The sequence below is a fragment of the Herbaspirillum sp. NPDC101397 genome (genome assembly GCF_044767325.1).
In the GTDB taxonomy this organism is placed as follows: domain Bacteria; phylum Pseudomonadota; class Gammaproteobacteria; order Burkholderiales; family Burkholderiaceae_D; genus Herbaspirillum.
In genome coordinates this window covers 1-17,132 of sequence record NZ_JBIWNS010000014.1, presented here as the reverse complement: position 1 = coordinate 17,132, position 17,132 = coordinate 1, and the positions used below count along the sequence as shown (strand labels likewise).

The 17,132-nt window shown below is 60.6% G+C and carries 16 protein-coding genes; 6 read left to right on the top strand and 10 right to left on the bottom strand.

Annotated features, from left to right (window positions below):
- The first annotated feature begins 141 nt into the window (after nucleotides 1–141).
- Nucleotides 142–639: a hypothetical protein gene (locus ACIROW_RS23845; protein ID WP_402279652.1), complete on the top strand. Its 498-nt coding sequence runs from the start codon at nucleotides 142–144 to the stop codon at nucleotides 637–639.
- Between the two features lie 81 nt (nucleotides 640–720).
- On the opposite strand, the gene ACIROW_RS23840 is transcribed toward ACIROW_RS23845, so the two are convergent.
- From ACIROW_RS23840 to ACIROW_RS23825, 4 genes are all read right to left on the bottom strand, one after another.
- Nucleotides 721–2,082, bottom strand: a complete 1,362-nt coding sequence (locus tag ACIROW_RS23840) for a GntP family permease (protein WP_402279650.1) — start codon at nucleotides 2,080–2,082, stop codon at nucleotides 721–723.
- A 70-nt stretch (nucleotides 2,083–2,152) separates the two neighbouring features.
- On the bottom strand, nucleotides 2,153–2,536 hold the full coding sequence (locus ACIROW_RS23835) for a RidA family protein (protein WP_116433156.1): 384 nt from the start codon (nucleotides 2,534–2,536) through the stop codon (nucleotides 2,153–2,155).
- Between the two features lie 102 nt (nucleotides 2,537–2,638).
- On the bottom strand, nucleotides 2,639–4,156 hold the full coding sequence (locus tag ACIROW_RS23830; RefSeq protein ID WP_402279646.1) for an amidohydrolase family protein: 1,518 nt from the start codon (nucleotides 4,154–4,156) through the stop codon (nucleotides 2,639–2,641).
- Between the two features lies 1 nt (nucleotide 4,157).
- The gene (locus ACIROW_RS23825; RefSeq protein WP_402279645.1) at nucleotides 4,158–5,039 is read right to left on the bottom strand and encodes a MurR/RpiR family transcriptional regulator; all 882 of its coding nucleotides are present in this window, start codon (nucleotides 5,037–5,039) and stop codon (nucleotides 4,158–4,160) included.
- 170 nt (nucleotides 5,040–5,209) lie between these two features.
- Between ACIROW_RS23825 and ACIROW_RS23820 the strand changes: the two genes are divergently transcribed.
- Nucleotides 5,210–6,505 (top strand): amino acid deaminase, encoded by a 1,296-nt coding sequence (locus ACIROW_RS23820; protein ID WP_402279642.1) that lies wholly within the window; start codon nucleotides 5,210–5,212, stop codon nucleotides 6,503–6,505.
- A gap of 20 nt (nucleotides 6,506–6,525) precedes the next feature.
- Nucleotides 6,526–7,449 (top strand): sugar kinase, encoded by a 924-nt coding sequence (locus ACIROW_RS23815; RefSeq protein WP_402279640.1) that lies wholly within the window; start codon nucleotides 6,526–6,528, stop codon nucleotides 7,447–7,449.
- Nucleotides 7,450–7,524: 75 nt separating this feature from the next.
- Here the strand turns inward: ACIROW_RS23815 and ACIROW_RS23810 are convergent, their stop codons facing one another.
- Both ACIROW_RS23810 and ACIROW_RS23805 read right to left on the bottom strand, forming a co-directional pair.
- On the bottom strand, nucleotides 7,525–8,856 hold the full coding sequence (locus ACIROW_RS23810) for a tetratricopeptide repeat protein (protein WP_402279638.1): 1,332 nt from the start codon (nucleotides 8,854–8,856) through the stop codon (nucleotides 7,525–7,527).
- 191 nt (nucleotides 8,857–9,047) lie between these two features.
- Nucleotides 9,048–10,568 carry a PLP-dependent aminotransferase family protein gene (locus ACIROW_RS23805; protein ID WP_402279635.1) on the bottom strand — a complete coding sequence of 507 codons (1,521 nt, stop codon included), beginning with the start codon at nucleotides 10,566–10,568 and terminating at the stop codon, nucleotides 9,048–9,050.
- Between the two features lie 174 nt (nucleotides 10,569–10,742).
- Here ACIROW_RS23805 and ACIROW_RS23800 point away from each other — a divergent pair, with 174 nt between their 5' ends.
- The 3 genes from ACIROW_RS23800 (at nucleotide 10,743) to ACIROW_RS23790 (ending at nucleotide 13,460) form a co-directional block, all read left to right on the top strand.
- Nucleotides 10,743–11,108 carry a hypothetical protein gene (locus ACIROW_RS23800; RefSeq protein ID WP_402279632.1) on the top strand — a complete coding sequence of 122 codons (366 nt, stop codon included), beginning with the start codon at nucleotides 10,743–10,745 and terminating at the stop codon, nucleotides 11,106–11,108.
- Between the two features lie 133 nt (nucleotides 11,109–11,241).
- A complete protein-coding gene (locus tag ACIROW_RS23795) occupies nucleotides 11,242–12,744 on the top strand; it encodes a diguanylate cyclase domain-containing protein (protein ID WP_402279714.1) in 1,503 nt (500 codons plus the stop codon).
- Nucleotides 12,741–13,460, top strand: a complete 720-nt coding sequence (locus ACIROW_RS23790) for an alpha/beta hydrolase (protein ID WP_402279630.1) — start codon at nucleotides 12,741–12,743, stop codon at nucleotides 13,458–13,460. The genes ACIROW_RS23795 and ACIROW_RS23790 overlap by 4 nt, the downstream gene beginning before the upstream one ends.
- Here ACIROW_RS23790 and ACIROW_RS23785 read toward each other — a convergent pair whose 3' ends face one another.
- The 4 genes from ACIROW_RS23785 to ACIROW_RS23770 all read right to left on the bottom strand — a co-directional run bounded on the left by ACIROW_RS23785 (nucleotide 13,461) and on the right by ACIROW_RS23770 (nucleotide 16,783).
- Nucleotides 13,461–13,979, bottom strand: a complete 519-nt coding sequence (locus tag ACIROW_RS23785; RefSeq protein WP_402279627.1) for a hypothetical protein — start codon at nucleotides 13,977–13,979, stop codon at nucleotides 13,461–13,463.
- A 164-nt stretch (nucleotides 13,980–14,143) separates the two neighbouring features.
- Nucleotides 14,144–15,010 (bottom strand): CDP-diacylglycerol--serine O-phosphatidyltransferase, encoded by an 867-nt coding sequence (gene pssA / locus ACIROW_RS23780; protein WP_116433167.1) that lies wholly within the window; start codon nucleotides 15,008–15,010, stop codon nucleotides 14,144–14,146.
- Nucleotides 15,011–15,039: 29 nt separating this feature from the next.
- Nucleotides 15,040–15,681 carry a phosphatidylserine decarboxylase gene (locus ACIROW_RS23775; protein ID WP_402279624.1) on the bottom strand — a complete coding sequence of 214 codons (642 nt, stop codon included), beginning with the start codon at nucleotides 15,679–15,681 and terminating at the stop codon, nucleotides 15,040–15,042.
- Between the two features lie 355 nt (nucleotides 15,682–16,036).
- Nucleotides 16,037–16,783 carry an SIMPL domain-containing protein gene (locus tag ACIROW_RS23770; RefSeq protein ID WP_402279621.1) on the bottom strand — a complete coding sequence of 249 codons (747 nt, stop codon included), beginning with the start codon at nucleotides 16,781–16,783 and terminating at the stop codon, nucleotides 16,037–16,039.
- Nucleotides 16,784–17,132: the final 349 nt, after the last annotated feature.

Sequence of the window (17,132 nt, the reverse complement as noted above, 5' to 3'; positions counted from 1 at the left end):
TGAACAAAAATAAAAACTGGCCGAAATGACCAGAGGCGCAAGTATATAGCAAAAGACCAGCAGATTCAAATACTTACCTGAAAAGCGTAGAATCACAGACCTCTCGGGATATTTTTCTTACAAACATCTCTCCAACTGCTCATGAAACGACTCCTTCTCCCAGTTTTAGCTGCGGCCGCCTTGTCTTTGAGCGGCTGCGCCAGCGTGTTCGCCCCGCCGCCAGCCGCCGGCGACTCCGAAGAACAGGTCGTCACGCGCCTGGGGCATCCGACCGCCGTCTATCCCGACGGCAACACCCATCTGCTTGAATATGCGCCAGGTCCTTTCGGCCAATACTCTTATATGGCCCGTATTGGTCCGGACGGACGCCTGATTTCCTATGAGCAAGTGTGGACAGTCCAGAAATTCCAGTCAATCAAAGTCGACCAGGCCACCAAGAACGATGTATTGCGTATCGTCGGTCAGCCGACCGAAGTAACGCGTTATGCGCGCATCCCTTACGAAGCCTGGAACTACGGCTTCAAGGAAAGCGGCGTCTGGAACTCGCAGATGACGGTCTACTTCGATGGCAACGGCATCGTCCGCAAAGTCGAAAATGGTCCCGATCCGCGTTACGACGACAGCCGCATGCGCTTCTGATCGTTCACGCTCCAGCCTCGCCATAAAAAAAGCCGCTTGAAAAAGCGGCTTTTTTCTTGGATCTCATAGAATTCAGACAACTCAGACCACAGTCGACAGCGCCAGCGTGAACAACAGGGCCAGCACCGAGATCAGCGTTTCGCAGACGGTCCAGGTTTTGAAGGTTTGCGGCACAGTCATGTTGAAGTACTCCTTGACCAGCCAGAAACCGCCGTCGTTGACGTGCGACAGGATCAGCGAACCGGCGCCGGTGGCCAGCACCATCAATTCCGGACGCGCGCCGCCGCCCGCCATCACGATGGGCGCCACGATACCGCAAGCGGTAGTCATCGCGACAGTAGCCGAACCCGTCGCTACACGAATCAGCGCCGCCACGAACCAGCCCAGCAGCAACGGCGACAAATGCGCATCGGTCGCGATACCGACGATGGCCTTGGACACGCCGCCATCCATCAGGATACGACCGAAACCGGCACCCGCGCCCACCACCAAGGTGATGCTGGCGATCGGGCCCAGGCATTCGTTGGTGAATTTGAGGATGGCTTCGCGGTTGAAACCGCGCATGTTCCCGAAGGTGTAGAAGCTCACCAGCGTGGCGATCAGCAACGCGATCACCGAATTGCCGATCAGACGCAGGAAGTCGTTGGCGAAGGTCTTCGGTGTGAAGAACACGTCCGCCCAGCTGCCGATCAGCATCAGCGCCACCGGCAACAGGATGGTGAATAGCGTGATGCCGAAGCCCGGCAGTTCACGCTTGGTCCCACCATTTGCGCCTTGATCGACAAACTGGCCGATCAGGGGATTGTCCGGATTGGGGATCACCACTTTGGACATCAGCTTACCGAAGATCGGGCCGGCAATGATGGCGGTCGGAATACCGACGATCAGCGCGAACAGGATGGTGCGGCCGATGTCCGCGTTATACGCGGTCACCGCCAGCAGCGCCGCAGGATGCGGAGGAATCAGGCCGTGCACCACCGACAAACCCGCCACCATCGGGATACCGACCAGCACCATCGACGTGCCGGTGCGCTTGGCGACGTTGAAGGCGATCGGGATCAGCAGCACGAAGCCGACTTCGAAGAACACCGGCAGACCGACGATAAAGGCCACCGTCATCATTGCCCAGTGCACGTTTTTTTCACCGAAGGCGTCGATCATCGTCGTCGCGATGCGTTCGGCGCCGCCCGACTCCGCCATCATCTTGCCCAGCATGGTGCCGAGACCGACCACCAGTGCGATGTGACCAAGGGTGTTGCCGACGCCGGTTTCAAACGATTTGACGATCGCGCCCATCGGCATGCCGACGGCCAGACCCAATATCAGCGAGACCACGATCAGCACGATGAACGGATTCATCTTGAATTTCGCGATCAGCACGATCAATGCGATCACCGCCACCAGTGCGTAGATCAGCAACATGCTTCCTTGTACTGCTTCCATTTCCTTCTCCTCACCCCAATTCGGGTTTCACTCAACCCCGGGTTTCATTGAACCCCGGGCCTCATTCAACTCAGCGCTTGAACGCCACGCAATCCACTTCAACCTTGCAGTCGACGACCATTGCCGACTGCACGCAGGCGCGCGCCGGCGGGTTGGCGCCGAAGTATTCCTTGAACACTTTGTTGAAGGACTGGAAGTCGCGTGTGTCGTCAAGCCAGACGCCGCAACGCACCACGTGCTCAGGGCCGTAGCCGGCCTCCTTGAGGATGGCCAGCACGTTCTTGATGGCTTGGTGCGACTGCGCCACGATGCCGCCGTCGATCACTTCGCCATCAACCATCGCCACCTGGCCGGAGACGTACAACCAGCCATCCGCTTCCACTGCGCGGGCGAAAGGAAGATGCTGTCCGCCAGTACCTTTGCCGCCGTCGACGCCATATCGTTTGATGCTCATTGTGTTTCTCCTTCAAGAAATGAAATCGGGATACTGCTCGACCATCGATGCATCCCGCTATTGCAATTGTTGGTTGTGAATTATTTGTGAATTACTTCTGAATTACGCCGGGGCGGTGTCTTCCGCCTGAATCCGCTGACGCGCCAGGAAACGACCGGCGCGTTCGCCGGTGGCCTTCTTGTCGTCGCCGCGATAGGACAGCACGCCGTTGACCCACACGGCATCGATGCCGTGCGCCGGCTGCATCGGATCGGTGAAGGTAGCGGCATCGCGAATGGTGGCGGCGTCGAACAGGACCAGATCGGCCCAGTAACCGGTTTTGACCAGACCGCGTTCGTGCAGGCCGAAACGCTGCGCCGACAAACCGGTCATCTTGCGCACCGCCGCCGCCAGCGAGAACAATTTCTGCTCGCGGCTGTAATAGCCGAGCACGCGCGGGAAAGCTCCCCACAGGCGCGGATGCGGCAGCGGATCGTTGGGCAAGCCGTCGGAACCGATCACGGTGGCCGGATGGCTCAGTATGCGATTGACGTCATCGTCGGCCATGCAGTGGTACACGGCGCCTGCCGGAATCAGGCGGCGCGCCGCTTCCGTCAAGTCGACCTGCCATGCCGCGGCGATGTCGGACAGCAGCTTGCCGCCCTGCTCCGGATGCGGTTCGGACCAGGTGACCTGGATGGGGTAGGTATCGGTGACTTGTTTCAGGTCCAGTGTTGAGGAGCTGGCGGTATAGGGATAGCAATCGCAGCCGACGTGCTGATGTTTTTCGGCCTGTTCCAGCGCGGCCAGCACTTCGCTGCTGCGGCCCCAGTTTTCGACGCCGGCGCATTTGAGATGCGAGATCACCACCGGCACGCGTGAATGCTTGCCGATGTGGAAGGCTTCGTCCATGGCGTCGAGGATGTCGGCGAATTCGCTGCGCAGATGGGTCGCGTACATCGCGCCGTACTCCGCCAGCGGCTCGGCCAACGCCAGCACTTCTTCAGTCGGCGCGTTGATGGCATTGCCGTAGGCCAGGCCAGTGCTCAGGCCGAGCGCGCCATGCTCCAACGCTTCGGTCAGCTGGTCGCGCATGCCGGTGATTTCAGCATCGCTGGCGGCACGGTCGAGGCGGTCCATGTGATTGCTGCGCAAGGCGGTGTGCCCGACCAGCGCGGCGACATTGACCGAGGGCTGGGCGGCATCAATGGCGGCGACGTAGCTGGCGAATGTCGGGTAGGAAAATGCCGCCGACTGACCGAGCAGATTCATCGGGTCCGGCGGATCGCCCCTGAGCGTGACCGGCGAGGCGCTGATGCCGCAGTTGCCGACCACCACGGTGGTGACGCCTTGCGACAGCTTGGGGAACATGTCCGGCATGCGGATCACGTTGGTATCGTCATGCGTATGCACGTCGATGAAGCCGGGGCTGAGGACTTTTCCTGAGCCGTCAATCACTTGCTTCGCCTGCCAGCCATCCAGCGTGCCTATGGCGGCGATGCGGCCGTCGGCAATGGCGACGTCGGCGACAGCAGGATCGCCGCCGCTGCCGTCAACCACCAGAGCCTGGCGGATCAGGGTGTCGCAGGCGCCTGCGGAATTTGCAACGCCGGATGCGTTGGAAGTGTTCGGGGTGGTCATATCAATCTCCCAGCGGCTGACGGTCGCCGCCGCCGCGATGCATGTCGAGCACATACTTCAGGCGCCGCAACTGCTCCTGGCTGCTATCTTTCTGCAGCAGGGCCAGCTCCAGCACCAGCATGTCCAGCGCCATCATCATGGCGTAGCGCGACGATGACGGTTTGAAAATAAAATCGGTTTCCAGCGCCTTGATCGGCAGCAGCACGTCGACCATCCCGGCCAGCGGCGAGCCCAGTGCGGTGATGGCGATCATCTTGACGCCATATTCCTTGGCGACTTCGCAATTGGTCAGCAACTCAGGCACGTTACCCGTGGTCGAAAAGACCAGCAGCACATCGTTCTTGTCCAGCGTCGCTGCAACCATGCGCTGCAACAACGCGTCATGGTAAGTCGCCACCGGGCGGCCCAGCCGCACCAGGCGGTAGCGCGCTTCGTCGGACATCATGGTGGAACCGCCGCCCATGCCGAATGAATAAATCATGCGCGCGTCGCGCAGCAGTTCGGCGGCACGTGCCAACGCGTCAGTGTTGATCAGTGCGCGATTGACTTCCAACACCGCGTGGATATCGTTGTAGACCACGTCGATCAACTCCGGAGGTTGTCCGGACGGAATGGTTTTGACGCCATCGAAGAAGCGTTGTCCGACCGCCACGGCCTGCGCCAGCATGAATTTGAATTCACGCACGTCGCGGCAACCCATGGCCTTGGCAAATCGCGTCACGCTCGCCAGGCTGACACCGGCCTTCAACGCAAGCTCGCCGATGCTCGCGCTGGCGGCAAAGGACAAATCGGTCAAGATCGCCTCGGCGACCTTTTGCTCCGCCAAGCGCAACTGACCGCTGCGCTCGGTAATGCGTGAAACGATGTCGAAAGCTTGTGCCATGGCTGTGGAATGAAGTCTCGAATTGTGAATGAGATCCTGACCGGAATCGCCGTTAAAAACTTACTGTCAGGTGCATCATAATTTTTTCGTGTTAGTTTATAACACACTTCCAACATAGTAAATTCAGGACTATGATTACGTCAAATCAAATTTTTGAGGAGAAATTCAAGATGAGTGATACAAACTACCAGAAAGAATGGCAAAGTGGCATCATCGATCCGCTCAACAAGGGAATCGGCACGCTGGCAGCCCCGCTGGCGCCGGATGCCGCCAACGCCCTGCCCTGGAATCTCCTCAAGGAAGACCTGAGCCTGCCGACCGCCGTGCTGTATGAAGAACGCCTGACGCATAACCTCGACTGGATGCAGCGTTTCGTCACCGAATACGGCGTCAAGCTGGCGCCGCACGGCAAGACGACCATGGCGCCGAAGCTGTTCGCGCGCCAGCTCGCCACCGGCGCCTGGGGCATCACGCTGGCCACCGCGCACCAGACCAACGTTGCCTATCACCACGGCGTGCGCCGCGTGCTGATGGCCAATCAACTAGTCGGCAAACAGAACATGCAGATCATCTCGCGCCTGCTGGAAGATCCTTTGTTCGAATTCTTTTGCCTGGTCGACTCCGCCGATCTGGTCGATCAGCTCGGCCGCTTCTTCTCGGAAAAGAAACAAACCCTCAACGTCCTGCTCGAACTGGGTCCTGTCGGCGGCCGCACCGGCGTGCGCGACAACGAACAACAGGCTACCGTACTGGCCGCCATTAAGCGCTGGGAAGGCAGCATCGCGCTGTCCGGCATCGAAGTGTATGAAGGCGTTCTCAAGGAAGAAGCCGATATCCGGCTGTTCCTGCAACGCGCGGTGCAATGCGCCAAGGACCTGGCGCAACAAGGCTACCTCAGCCATCGCACGGCGCAAAAGCCGGCGGTGCTGACCGGCGCCGGCTCGGCCTGGTACGACGTGGTCGCGGAAGAATTCGCCGGCGCCGACATCGGCGTGCCGCTGGACGTGGTGCTGCGCCCGGGCTGCTATCTCACGCATGACGTCGGCGTCTATCGCGCCGCGCAGGAACAGATCCAGACCCGCAATCCGGTAGCACGCAAGATGCGCAGTGAACTGCTGCCGGCCCTGCAACTATGGGCGTACGTTCAATCGATTCCGGAAGCCGACAAAGCCATCATCGCCCTGGGCAAGCGCGACGCCGCCTTCGATGCGGGCCTGCCGCTGCCGGTCAAGCGCTTCCGTCCGGGCCAGGACGCCACACCTGCAGACTCTCCTGCGCATTGGGAAGTGACCGGCATGATGGACCAGCACGCCTATCTCAAGATTGCCCCGGGCGACGACATCCGCGTGGGCGACATGATCGCCTTCGACATTTCGCACCCTTGCCTGACGTTCGACAAGTGGCGCCATCTGCCGGTGCTGGACGCTAAATTCAACGTTCTCGACATCGTCCAGACCTTCTTCTGAGCCTTTAATACATTGACATCATGAGCAAGAAAATCCTCGCCTACGGCGAAGCGATGGTGGAATTCAACCAGAGCATCGAAGACCCTCGCTATTACCTGGAAGGCTTCGGTGGCGACACCTCCAACTTCTGCATCGCTGCGGCGCGCCAGGGCGCCGACACCGCTTACGTCAGCGCGGTCGGCGACGACCATTTCGGCAAGAGCCTGCAGGCGCTCTGGAAAACCGAGCGTGTCAGCGATGCCCACGTCAACGTGGTGCAAGATACGCCATCAGGCGTGTATTTCGTCACGCACGACGATGCAGGCCATCACTTTACCTACCTGCGCTCCAACTCCGCCGCCAGCCGCTACACTTCGGCACAACTCCCGCTGCAAGCCATCGCCGACGCCAAGGTGCTGCACCTGTCCGGCATCAGCCTGGCCATCAGCGAAAGCGCCTGCGATGCCGGTCTGGCTGCCATGGCGCATGCACGCAAGAACGGCACGCTGACCTCGCTGGACACCAATCTGCGGCTGCGGCTGTGGCCGCTGGAACGCGCCCGCGCCAAAATGGCCGAAGCCTTTGCGCTGTGTGACATCTGCCTGCCGAGCTGGGAAGACGTCAGCGCACTGACCGGTCTGGAAGACCGCGACGCCATCGTCGACAAATTGCTGGGATACGGCGTCAAACTGGTCGCGTTCAAGCTCGGCAAGGAAGGCTGTTATGTCGCGACGCCCGCTGAACGACGCATGGTGGCGGCCCACACAGTTGACGCCATCGACGCCACCGGTGCGGGTGACTGTTTCGGCGGCGCTTTCATTGCGCAACTGGTCGACGGCAAGGATCCGTTCGAAGCGGCGCGTTACGCCAACGTGGCGGCAGCGATCTCCACCACCGGCTACGGCGCCGTCGCGCCGATTCCGACCGGCGAACAGGTACGCGCGGTCTTGAGCCGTCTGAACTGATTCAGGCGTACCCCCAAAAAAAGCGGCGAGGCTGATGCCCGCCGCTCTTTTTTTGCCTGTCGTCCTGAACCGGACCTATCGTTTTTGCGCCACTACCAGCATGCCTTTGACCGGCTGGCGGATCTCTTCGCGCAAGGTTGCATCGGTCATGCTGATCGGAGTAAGGCCGGCGTCGGTCAGACAGCGGACGACATAGTCGGTGCCGTGGCGATAGCGGCCGCTCGGGTGAAGTTGAAAGCCGTCCACCTGCCCGGCTTCCTCGGTAACCGCTTCCACGGTAAACATGAAATGACCGGCGCTCCTGAGCGTGGCCGCCACGGCTTGGAAGACGCTATCCAGGCCGCCAAAATAAATCATCGTGTCCGCTGCCAGCACCAGATCAAACGCCTGTGACTCCGCCATCATGAAGTCGGTGATTTCCTGCTTGATCAGCCGATCGTAGCCGCCGCGTGCACGCGCCTGGTCGAGCATCTTGCCGGACAGGTCGACGCCGGTCAGCGAGCGCGCGTGCGCCGCCACGATGGGCGCGCACAATCCCGTGCCGCAGCCGAGATCGAGTACGTCGTACTGTTTGCCGGCGGCGCCGATGATGTCCAGCCCCTGCCCCATCAATTGCGGACCGCGATAGCCGAGGCTGCCGACCAGGTTGGCGTTGAAAGTGTCGGCATAGCGGTCGAAGTGTTTTTCCAGATAGCTGTCCGACGCCCGGCCGGGCACTTCGATCTGCGAGCAAGCGGCATACATGTGCGCAGCGATCGGATTGTCGGGTTCGTCTTCCATCCAGTCGCGATAGATGTCGGCTGCCTCTTGCAGGCGGCCGAGGAAGTAGAACGAAATGCCCAGCATCTCCTTGGACTTCCCTTCCAGCGGCGGCAGTACGAAGGCGCGGCACTGATAGTGCGAACTGGTCATCTTGTCGCCGGCGGCGTCGTAGATATTGCCGAGGTGGATCAGCGCCGGACCGAATTCCGGAGACAACGCGACGGCTTGCTTGAACGACGCGATCGCGCCTTCGCTGTCGTTGTGCTGCAGTTGGGACGAGCCCAGGTTGTTCCACACCACATGGTCGTGCGGATCAGCGTCGAGCGAGGCCTGATAGGCTTCGGAAGCTTCTTCGAATTCGCGCAGCGCAAACAGTACGTTGCCAAGGTCGTTGTGCCAGGCCGCGTTGTCCGGCTGCAGCGCGCATGACAGGCGGATGCTTTGCACGCCTTCGTCATGCTGACCGTTCTGATGCAAGAAAATGCCGAGGTAATGCAGGGCGATCGGATGCACCGGGTCCTGCGCCAGCACTTCACGATAGATCCGCTCGGCCCGGGCCAGATCACCGGCAGTATGAAAACTGATCGCCTGCTGCAGCAGCTGCAACAACGCCGCGTCCGCCCCGCCCTGAGAAAGAGACTGCATATGCTGTTCCTGTAATTTGTTTAGGAATACGCCTGTCCTGCAGCGACGTGGAAATCAGCACGGTGCGCCGGTCGGCAAGTGGTGCTTTGTCGCGGGGATCGAACGCAATCTTACAAGTTTTCTTCAGGGAAGCAAAAAAAAGCTTTCCGGCAGCAGCGGGAAAGCCTCTCGTCAATCGCATGCCGATGCCGTCAGCCTGGGAGGCGCTCGACAATCCCGCCCAGCTTGCGCAGAGCCTGATCCAGCTCGTGCGTAAACGGCTTGCCGCAGCACAGGCGCAGATAGTGGTCGAAACGGTCGGAGTTGGAAAAGATCACGCCGGGCGACACGCCGATGCCCTGATCAAGCGCGGCGGCAAACACGGCTTTTGACGACAGCCCGCGCGGCAACTCCACCCACAGGCCGACGCCGCCGTCGGGCACGCTCAGACGCGTTTCCGCGGGGAAGTAACCGGCGATTGCTTCCGCCATCTGCTCGCGCTGCTCCTTCAGGCTGCCGCGCAAGCGCCGCAGGTGACGGTCGTAGGCCGGCGAGCCCATGTAGTTGGCGGCGGTGATCTGGGTCCATTCCTCATTGGCGCGGGTATAGGCGAACTTGAGCATCTTGACGCGTTCATGCCATTTGCCGCTGGTCATCCAGCCCAGCCGCATGCCCGGCGCCAGCACCTTGTTGAGCGAGGCGCAGTAAATCACATTGCCGCTGCGGTCCCATACCTTGGCCGCGCTAGGCGCGACGTCGCCGTCGGCCAGTTCGCTATAGGCGTCGTCTTCGATCAGCGGCACCGCGCAGCGCTCGCACAGCGCCACCAGGCGTTCCTTGTGGCTGTCCGGCATGATGCAGCCGAGCGGATTTTGCAGCGTCGGCACCACCACGACCGCCTTGATGTTGCCGTAAGTCTGGATCGCCAGTTCCAGCGCCTCGATCGAAATGCCGGTCTGCGGGCTGGTCGGAATTTCCAGCGCGCGCATGCCCAGGCTTTCCAGCGTCTGCAGCAAGCCGAAATACGTCGGCGACTCCACCGCGATCGTGTCGCCCGCCTGGGCCACCGCACGCAACGCAAGATTGAGCGCCTCGATGCAGCCGTGCGTGACCACCACGTCATCGGCGCCGATACGAATGCCGGCATTGAGCGCCCGCCTCGCGACCACCTGGCGGAAGGTGGCATTGCCGTTGATCGGCATCGCACTGGTGAGCAAGGAAGGCTGCTCGCGCAAAGCGCGGATGGCGGCGTTCTTGAGCGCTTCGACCGCATACAGCTCGGGCGCACAGGTCATGCCGCTGAGGTCGATGGCGGGCGCCTGCAACTGCCGGCGTGCGATGAAATCGGAAACCTGCTCATGGATGCCGACATATTGCGCGGGATCGAGCGGCGCCAGGATGTTAGGCTCGCCCACCGGGCGGATGGCGGCGCGACGCGGCTGGCGCACGAAATAGCCGGAGCGCGGACGCGCCTCCAGCCAACCGCCCTCTTCCAGATGACGCAAGGTCTGCAACGCAGTCGACAGGCTGACATGATGCTGCCGCATCAGGTCGCGCACCGACGGCATGCGGTCGCCCGGCGCCAAGGTGCCCGACTGGATCGCCGACAGGTAGTGTTCGGCCAGGCGACGATAGATCGGCAAGGCCGGGGCCGGTGGCACCGGTGATATTGGCGACACTGATGCGATGGCCGCAGCAGCAGCGTTAGAGAAAGGGGGTGGTTGCATGTCCATGGGTGAATCTTCAGCTTTCCGCTGTGGCGGCGATAGATACAGAGCAGTCGAAAACAGACGATAACAGATCAAAAAAAGACACGCTGTTTCGATTCACATGGCAACCGCCTGTGCCTGTTTCGTAAGACCGGTCCTGCCTAGACTATCCCTACGCCAACCAACAGGGAAAACATCATGCGCACAACCGACAGCCCTCAGACCGCCCCGACCCGGATCCAGCTCAGCGCCGGCCAAAGCTATTACTTGTGGAGCCGCCGCGATGCCGTGTTGGTGGTGGAAGCCGGCAGCATCCGCCTGCGCGAGTCGCCCGAATGGCTGTCCGACGCCGTGCTGAGGACCCTGTCGACCGTGCACGAAGGTCAGCACTACCAGATTGAGCGCGGCGGCTGGACTTGCCTGCATGCAACACGAACGGCTGAAGTGTTGCATTACGCCAGTGCGCCGACGCGTTACTTTTCGCTGGAATCCCTGGTTCGCCTGGCGACGGCGCCGGCCCGTCGTTTGCGCAACATGGCGGCGCAATTGCTGGCGCCCCGGTAGGAATTGCACGCGTCAAGCTGCTTAGTAAAATTGCATAATTTTCATCAAAAAATCTGCAAATTGACCTTGAAGGATGTGGGTGCATTGCATTAAAGGCATTACACTTATGCGTCACCCACCTTTCTTCACCGTTATGCAGAATCAAAGCAGCCCCCTCGACAATGCCGCCACCGACGGCGTCGGGTTTGTCAATGCGGAGATGTTTGAGCTGGCTCCCGTCTCCATGTGGCTGGAAGATTTCAGCGGCGTCAAGGATCTGCTCGATGCCTGGCGCGAAGCCGGCGTCACCGATTTGCGCAGCTACCTGCAAGCAGACTTGTCGCGCGTCCATGAATGCACCTTGAACATCCGCGTCCTGCAAGTGAACGGCAAGACGCTGCAATTGTTCGAGGCCGACAATCTCGATCATCTGATCGCCAACCTCGGCAAGGTATTCCGCGACGACATGCTGCACACGCATATCGAAGAGCTGCTGCAGGTATGGGAAGGCAAGCACGAATTCTCCAGCCACAGCGTCAACTACACGCTGTCCGGCAAGCGCCTCGACATCCAGCTGAATGCACGTATCCTGCCCGGCTACGAAGACAGCTGGGGGCGCGTGCTGCTGGCGGTGGAAGACGTCACCGAACGCGAAACTGCACGGCGCAAGCTCACGCACAGCGAAGACTATGCTCGCGGGCTGTTCGAGTATTCACCGATCTCGCTGTGGGTGGAAGATTTCAGCGCGGTCAAGCGCCTGTTCGGCGACCTGCGCCAGATCGGCATCAAGGATTTCCGCGTGTTCACCGATGTGCATCCGGAGTTCGTCGAACGCTGCATGCAGGAGATCCGCGTCATCGACGTCAACCAGCAGACGCTGACGATGTTTCACGCGCCGGACAAGCAGACCCTGCTGTCGCGCCTGAGCGAAGTGTTCCGCGACGACATGCGACCGCATTTCAACGAGCAGCTGGGAGAACTGTGGCACGGCAATCTGTTCCACCAGCGCGAAGTGGTGAATTATTCGCTCAATGGGGACCAGTTGCACGTGCATCTGCAATTCTCGGTATTCCCCGGCCACGAAGAGAACTGGGACCTGGTGCTGGTCGCGCTGACCGACATCACGGCGCGCAAGAAGGCCGAAGCCTATCTCGAATTCCTCGGCAAGCACGACGAACTGACCAAGCTGCACAATCGCGCCTTCATGGTCGATGAAATGAATCGCCTCGAGCGCAAGGGACCGTTCCCGGTCAGCATCATCATGGCCGACCTCAACGGTCTCAAGGAAGTCAACGATCAGCTCGGTCACGCAGCCGGCGACGCCCTGCTGCGCCGTATCGGTGAAGTGCTCGGCAAGGCGGCCGACCGGCCGGTGCATGCGGCGCGCATCGGCGGCGACGAGTTCGCCATCCTGATGCCGGCCACCGACGAACGCGGCGCCGTCGCCATGATGGAAAACATCCAGAGCCTGATCGACATCAACAACCAGTATTACTCCGGCTCGCCGCTGAGCCTGTCGATGGGCAGCGCCACCAGCCAGCACGGCGAACGCCTGGAAGCCACGGTGCAACGCGCGGACGCGCTGATGTACGAAGACAAGCGTTCTTATTACGCCAAGACGCCGGGCAACGAACGGCGGCAAAATTCGCCTGAATGAACGAACGGCGCTTTGAACTGAACGTTGACGATGAGACCATCGTCGGCGACGTTCTCGGCACGGCGAATGCGCCGGGCGTACTGTTCCTGCATGGCGCCGGACAAAGCCATCGCCAACGCCAGCGCCCGCTGCGGGAAGACCTCGCGGCGCAGGGCCTTGGCAGCGTCGCCTTCGATTTTTCCGGTCATGGCGACAGCAGCGCCAGTACCCCCGGCTCGCTGAAAAAACGCCTGCATCAGGCCGGGCAGGTACGGCAGCATGTCGATCCCCAACACCATATCCACACCGTCGTCGGCACCAGCATGAGCGGCGAGATCGCCATTCGCCTGGCCTGCAGCGGAGCCAGCGGTATTGATCACGTGGTCCTGATGGTCGGTGCGATTTATGACCGAGCCGCCTTTGCCTTGCCATTCGGCCCAGAGTTCTCCGCCGCGATACGGCGGCCCGCCAGCTGGCGGGATGCGAAAACGCTGGAATTGATCCGCAGCTATCGCGGCGGCCTGACGATCATCCGCGCACTCGACGACGCGGTGATACCGCACGACGTCGCGGACCTGTTGATGGATGCAGCGCAGTCGGTGCGTTTCCGAAGACTGATCGACCTGCCCGGCACGGACCACCGCCTCAGCGAAAAAATCGCGCAGGACGCCGGGCTGCGACGACGCATCGCCACCGCCATCAGCGCGGACAAGCTGGAAAATCCGGAAGAAAAATAATCAGGCTGTGGTCGATACCAGCGTGCCGACGGCGCCTGACGCGAACGAGTCGTTGGCCGCGACGGCCGACAAGCCCGGATCGCTGCGCAGCGCCGCAGCGAATTGCGGCGAGATGCCGCTGGTCGGCGTGAACACGCCGCTGCCGTTGTAGACGCCATCCACTGCCGGTTCACTCTGGTCCGGCTGCTGGACGTCGTTGCCGGGAAAAGCTGCGGATGCCGAGTTGGCTGCTTGAGAGGATTGCCGTTCTTGCGGTACCCGTTCTTGCCGAACGACTTGCGGCGACGGTCTTTGCGTCGGCGCGCTTGCAAAAGAGATTTCACGCAACAAGCCGGCCGCCGTATACGTTACCGATCCGGCCGGCGCGCCGCTGATGCTGACAACCACCGATCCGGCATTGGTCAATGCCACCGCCGTACTGATCGCCGCCGGGCTCAGGCCGAGGTCGATCACCGGCGTGCTGCCTCCATAGGCAGCCGGAACGCTGGCGGTAAACGAACTGTTGATTGCAATGGCCATGAAGGTCCTCGACGGGGGTATCAGCCTCTCCGTTTCAGCTTAGCAGCAATGTGGACGATTTTCGATGCAACAGTGACAACCCGGTCGACTCTGCAGCGCGTGACGAAAAAAAACCGCCGGGCTTTCGCTGCGGCGGTTTTGATCGGCTTCAGTTGCCCTGAAAACTACTTCTCTTCGTGTTCCGTCTGCACGATGCTGACGGGCTTGCCCTTGATCTTGCGCCAGGCATAGACGATATAGCCTGACAGGCCATAAAGGACGAACAGACCGAACAACACCTTGGACGGATCGCTGGAGATCACCACCAGAAGCACCACCACCAGCAGGGCCGCGATGAACGGCACCGGCTTGCGGAAATTGATGTCCTTGAAACTGTAGAACGGCACGTTGGTCACCATCGTGATGCCGGCATACAAGGTGATGATCCACGCCGCCCAGCTCAGGTCGGTGCCGGCAAAACGCAGGTCGTCCATCAGCCAGACGAAGCCGGCCACCAGCGCCGCAGCGGCAGGACTTGGCAACCCCTGGAAGTAACGCTTGTCGACCACCGCGATGTTGGTGTTGAAGCGCGCCAGGCGCAAGGCACCGCCGGCGCAATACACAAACGCCGCCAGCCAGCCCAGCTTGCCCATGCCGCGCAGGGACCACTCATACACCACCAGCGCCGGCGCCGCGCCGAACGACACCATGTCGGACAGGCTGTCGTACTGGGCGCCGAATTCGCTTTGCGTATTGGTCATGCGCGCCACACGGCCGTCCAGGCTATCCAGCACCATGGCGACGAAAATTGCGATGGAGGCATGGTCGAACTTCAGGTTCATCGCCATCACGATGGCGTAGAAGCCGCAAAACAGCGCCGCCGTCGTAAAGGCATTCGGCAGCAGGTAGATACCGCGCGAGCGCCGTGGACGCACGATGGGCGCACCGTCGACGTCTTCCAGCTGGGCCGGATACATCGGCGCCTTATGGCTGCGCAAGGATTTCGGAAACGGAATCGCGCCCTTGTTTTTGCGTCTGCGGAAAGTTGCCATAGGAAGTCAGTCCAATATGCGTCGGGTGATCAGAATTCAGCCAGGATGGTTTCCGTAGCCGAGACTTTTTCGCCGACGCTCACTTTGGGGGTTGCCGTCAACGGCAGGTACACGTCAACGCGCGAGCCGAAACGGATGAAGCCGTAACGCTGGCCGCGCGCCAGCACGTCGCCGGCTTTGACGTAGCACAGGATGCGGCGCGCAATCAGGCCGGCCACTTGTACGCACGTCACGCTTTGGCCGTTGGCCGTAGTGATCGCCAGTGCATTGCGTTCGTTTTCCAGCGAAGCCTTGTCGAGGTCGGCATTGACGAACTTGCCGGGGAAATACTGCACGGTCTCAATCTTGCCATCCACCGGGGCACGGTTGGAATGCACGTTGAACACGTTCATGAACACGCTGATCTTCAGCGCTTCGCGATTGGTGTAAGGATCGTGGGCTTTGGCGACCACAACGATGCGGCCATCGGCAGGCGACAGCACGGCGTTGGGATTCTGCGGAATGGTGCGCGGCGGATCGCGGAAGAATTGAAGTACGAACAAGGCGATGATCCAGAAAGGAATCGACCATGCTCCACCGATCAGGGTGACGACAACGGCGACGACAACGGCAATGCCCAGAAAAGGCCAGCCTTCGCGGGCAATAATAGGATGTGGATAGTGATTATTCAACGTTGCTCCGATAGTCGCTGATAGTTTTCAAAATGTTAAAGCGTGCTTATTCTAGACGAGCGCCTAAGAAATGTAACGCACCGCGCGTCAAATCGACGGATATTTACCCGTAGACAGCGAATGACAGCCAGAGATTCCGGCCGGAGGAAAACGGAGGGACCTGGTGGCCTGATAAAGCCATTCTTCTTCTGATGAGTGACTATTTTATCGCGATTAGCACGATTGACGCGAACAATGGCGTGGGTGGCGGACAGGACAAGGAGAACAGTCATGGCGCTGCGGCATGCTGGTGCACCGGCGCCCCGCAGCGCATCGGGCGACCTGCACGGCACGCCGCCCGATGGCATTCATTCAATTACTTGAACCGCACCTTCCCGACCAGATGCATGCCGATGGTAGTGTCACCCGGTTCAAAGCTCGGCTCGGCGACGGCTTCCTGCGCCGGCGCATCGGCCATCGCGCGCATCATCATCGCCTTGGGGGCCGCTGCGTTCTGGGCGTAGTTGCCGGAGCCTTCGAAATCCACCGTTTCCACCACTACGTCACTGCTGCGGCGGCCCATCGCGCCGGCAATCGATGCAATGCGTTCATTGAGATTCTTGAAGGTGGCATTGATGAGGTCTGCATCCAGTTTCTTGGTTGCGGCCGGGCTCAGTCCGAATTGCAGATTGTTGAGTCCCAGGATGCCCTGTGCTGCTGCCACGGTACGCGGCAGGCCTTCCAGATTGGTGGTTGTGACGTCAAGGTACTGCCCCACACGCCAGCCGACAATGGGGCGCGGCTTGTTGCTCGGGCGCGGATCTTCGGCGTAGACCGCGTAGGTGTAATAGCCGCGTGTCTTGAGCTGCGCCTGCGGGTCTTGCCGCTTCACGATGTCGATGCCCTGCTTCATCTTCTTGTTGACGCGCGACGCAGCGGCGGCCTTGTCCTTGTCCTGCTCTTCCACGTTCAGGGTGGCGCGGGCCTCATCGTTGGGCACGACGAGTTCGCCCGAAGCAGGGATGACCACCATGGTGCCGGTGGTTTGAGCTGATTGCGCATGTGCCGCCATCGTGGCTGTGGCAAGTACGGCGGCGAATAATAGTTGGCTTGAGCGCGACATGGATATCTCCAGAAATGAAACGGATTGATGAGTTTCGCACTGCCCTGCGCATGAAAGCCCGAAAGAAGCAGTAACGAAGACTGGCGTTGGACGCCTTGCAAGACGCTTAGTTCTTCGGAGGAACAATGCAATTGTGACAAGATGCAAGCGTTGCAACATCTTTGTTGCTGCAGATCGCGGAAAATAAAAAAGGACGCCGGAGCGTCCTTTTCGTCATCGATAGAAAGCGATTAGTTCTTCGACTGATCCATCAATTTGTTGGCCTTGATCCAAGGCAGGCTGGACGGGGTTTCGCAAAGCAATGCTTTGCGCCGTCCTGCCCAGGGCACGCATGCTTGCGTGTCCTGAG

Coding starts and splice junctions, on each gene's coding strand:
- ACIROW_RS23845 (WP_402279652.1), top strand. CDS start 142: ATGAAACGACTCCTTCTCCCAGTTTTAGCTGCGGCCGCCTTGTCTTTG.
- ACIROW_RS23840 (WP_402279650.1), bottom strand. CDS start 2,082: ATGGAAGCAGTACAAGGAAGCATGTTGCTGATCTACGCACTGGTGGCG.
- ACIROW_RS23835 (WP_116433156.1), bottom strand. CDS start 2,536: ATGAGCATCAAACGATATGGCGTCGACGGCGGCAAAGGTACTGGCGGA.
- ACIROW_RS23830 (WP_402279646.1), bottom strand. CDS start 4,156: ATGACCACCCCGAACACTTCCAACGCATCCGGCGTTGCAAATTCCGCA.
- ACIROW_RS23825 (WP_402279645.1), bottom strand. CDS start 5,039: ATGGCACAAGCTTTCGACATCGTTTCACGCATTACCGAGCGCAGCGGT.
- ACIROW_RS23820 (WP_402279642.1), top strand. CDS start 5,210: ATGAGTGATACAAACTACCAGAAAGAATGGCAAAGTGGCATCATCGAT.
- ACIROW_RS23815 (WP_402279640.1), top strand. CDS start 6,526: ATGAGCAAGAAAATCCTCGCCTACGGCGAAGCGATGGTGGAATTCAAC.
- ACIROW_RS23810 (WP_402279638.1), bottom strand. CDS start 8,856: ATGCAGTCTCTTTCTCAGGGCGGGGCGGACGCGGCGTTGTTGCAGCTG.
- ACIROW_RS23805 (WP_402279635.1), bottom strand. CDS start 10,568: ATGGACATGCAACCACCCCCTTTCTCTAACGCTGCTGCTGCGGCCATC.
- ACIROW_RS23800 (WP_402279632.1), top strand. CDS start 10,743: ATGCGCACAACCGACAGCCCTCAGACCGCCCCGACCCGGATCCAGCTC.
- ACIROW_RS23795 (WP_402279714.1), top strand. CDS start 11,242: ATGCAGAATCAAAGCAGCCCCCTCGACAATGCCGCCACCGACGGCGTC.
- ACIROW_RS23790 (WP_402279630.1), top strand. CDS start 12,741: ATGAACGAACGGCGCTTTGAACTGAACGTTGACGATGAGACCATCGTC.
- ACIROW_RS23785 (WP_402279627.1), bottom strand. CDS start 13,979: ATGGCCATTGCAATCAACAGTTCGTTTACCGCCAGCGTTCCGGCTGCC.
- pssA (WP_116433167.1), bottom strand. CDS start 15,010: ATGGCAACTTTCCGCAGACGCAAAAACAAGGGCGCGATTCCGTTTCCG.
- ACIROW_RS23770 (WP_402279621.1), bottom strand. CDS start 16,783: ATGTCGCGCTCAAGCCAACTATTATTCGCCGCCGTACTTGCCACAGCC.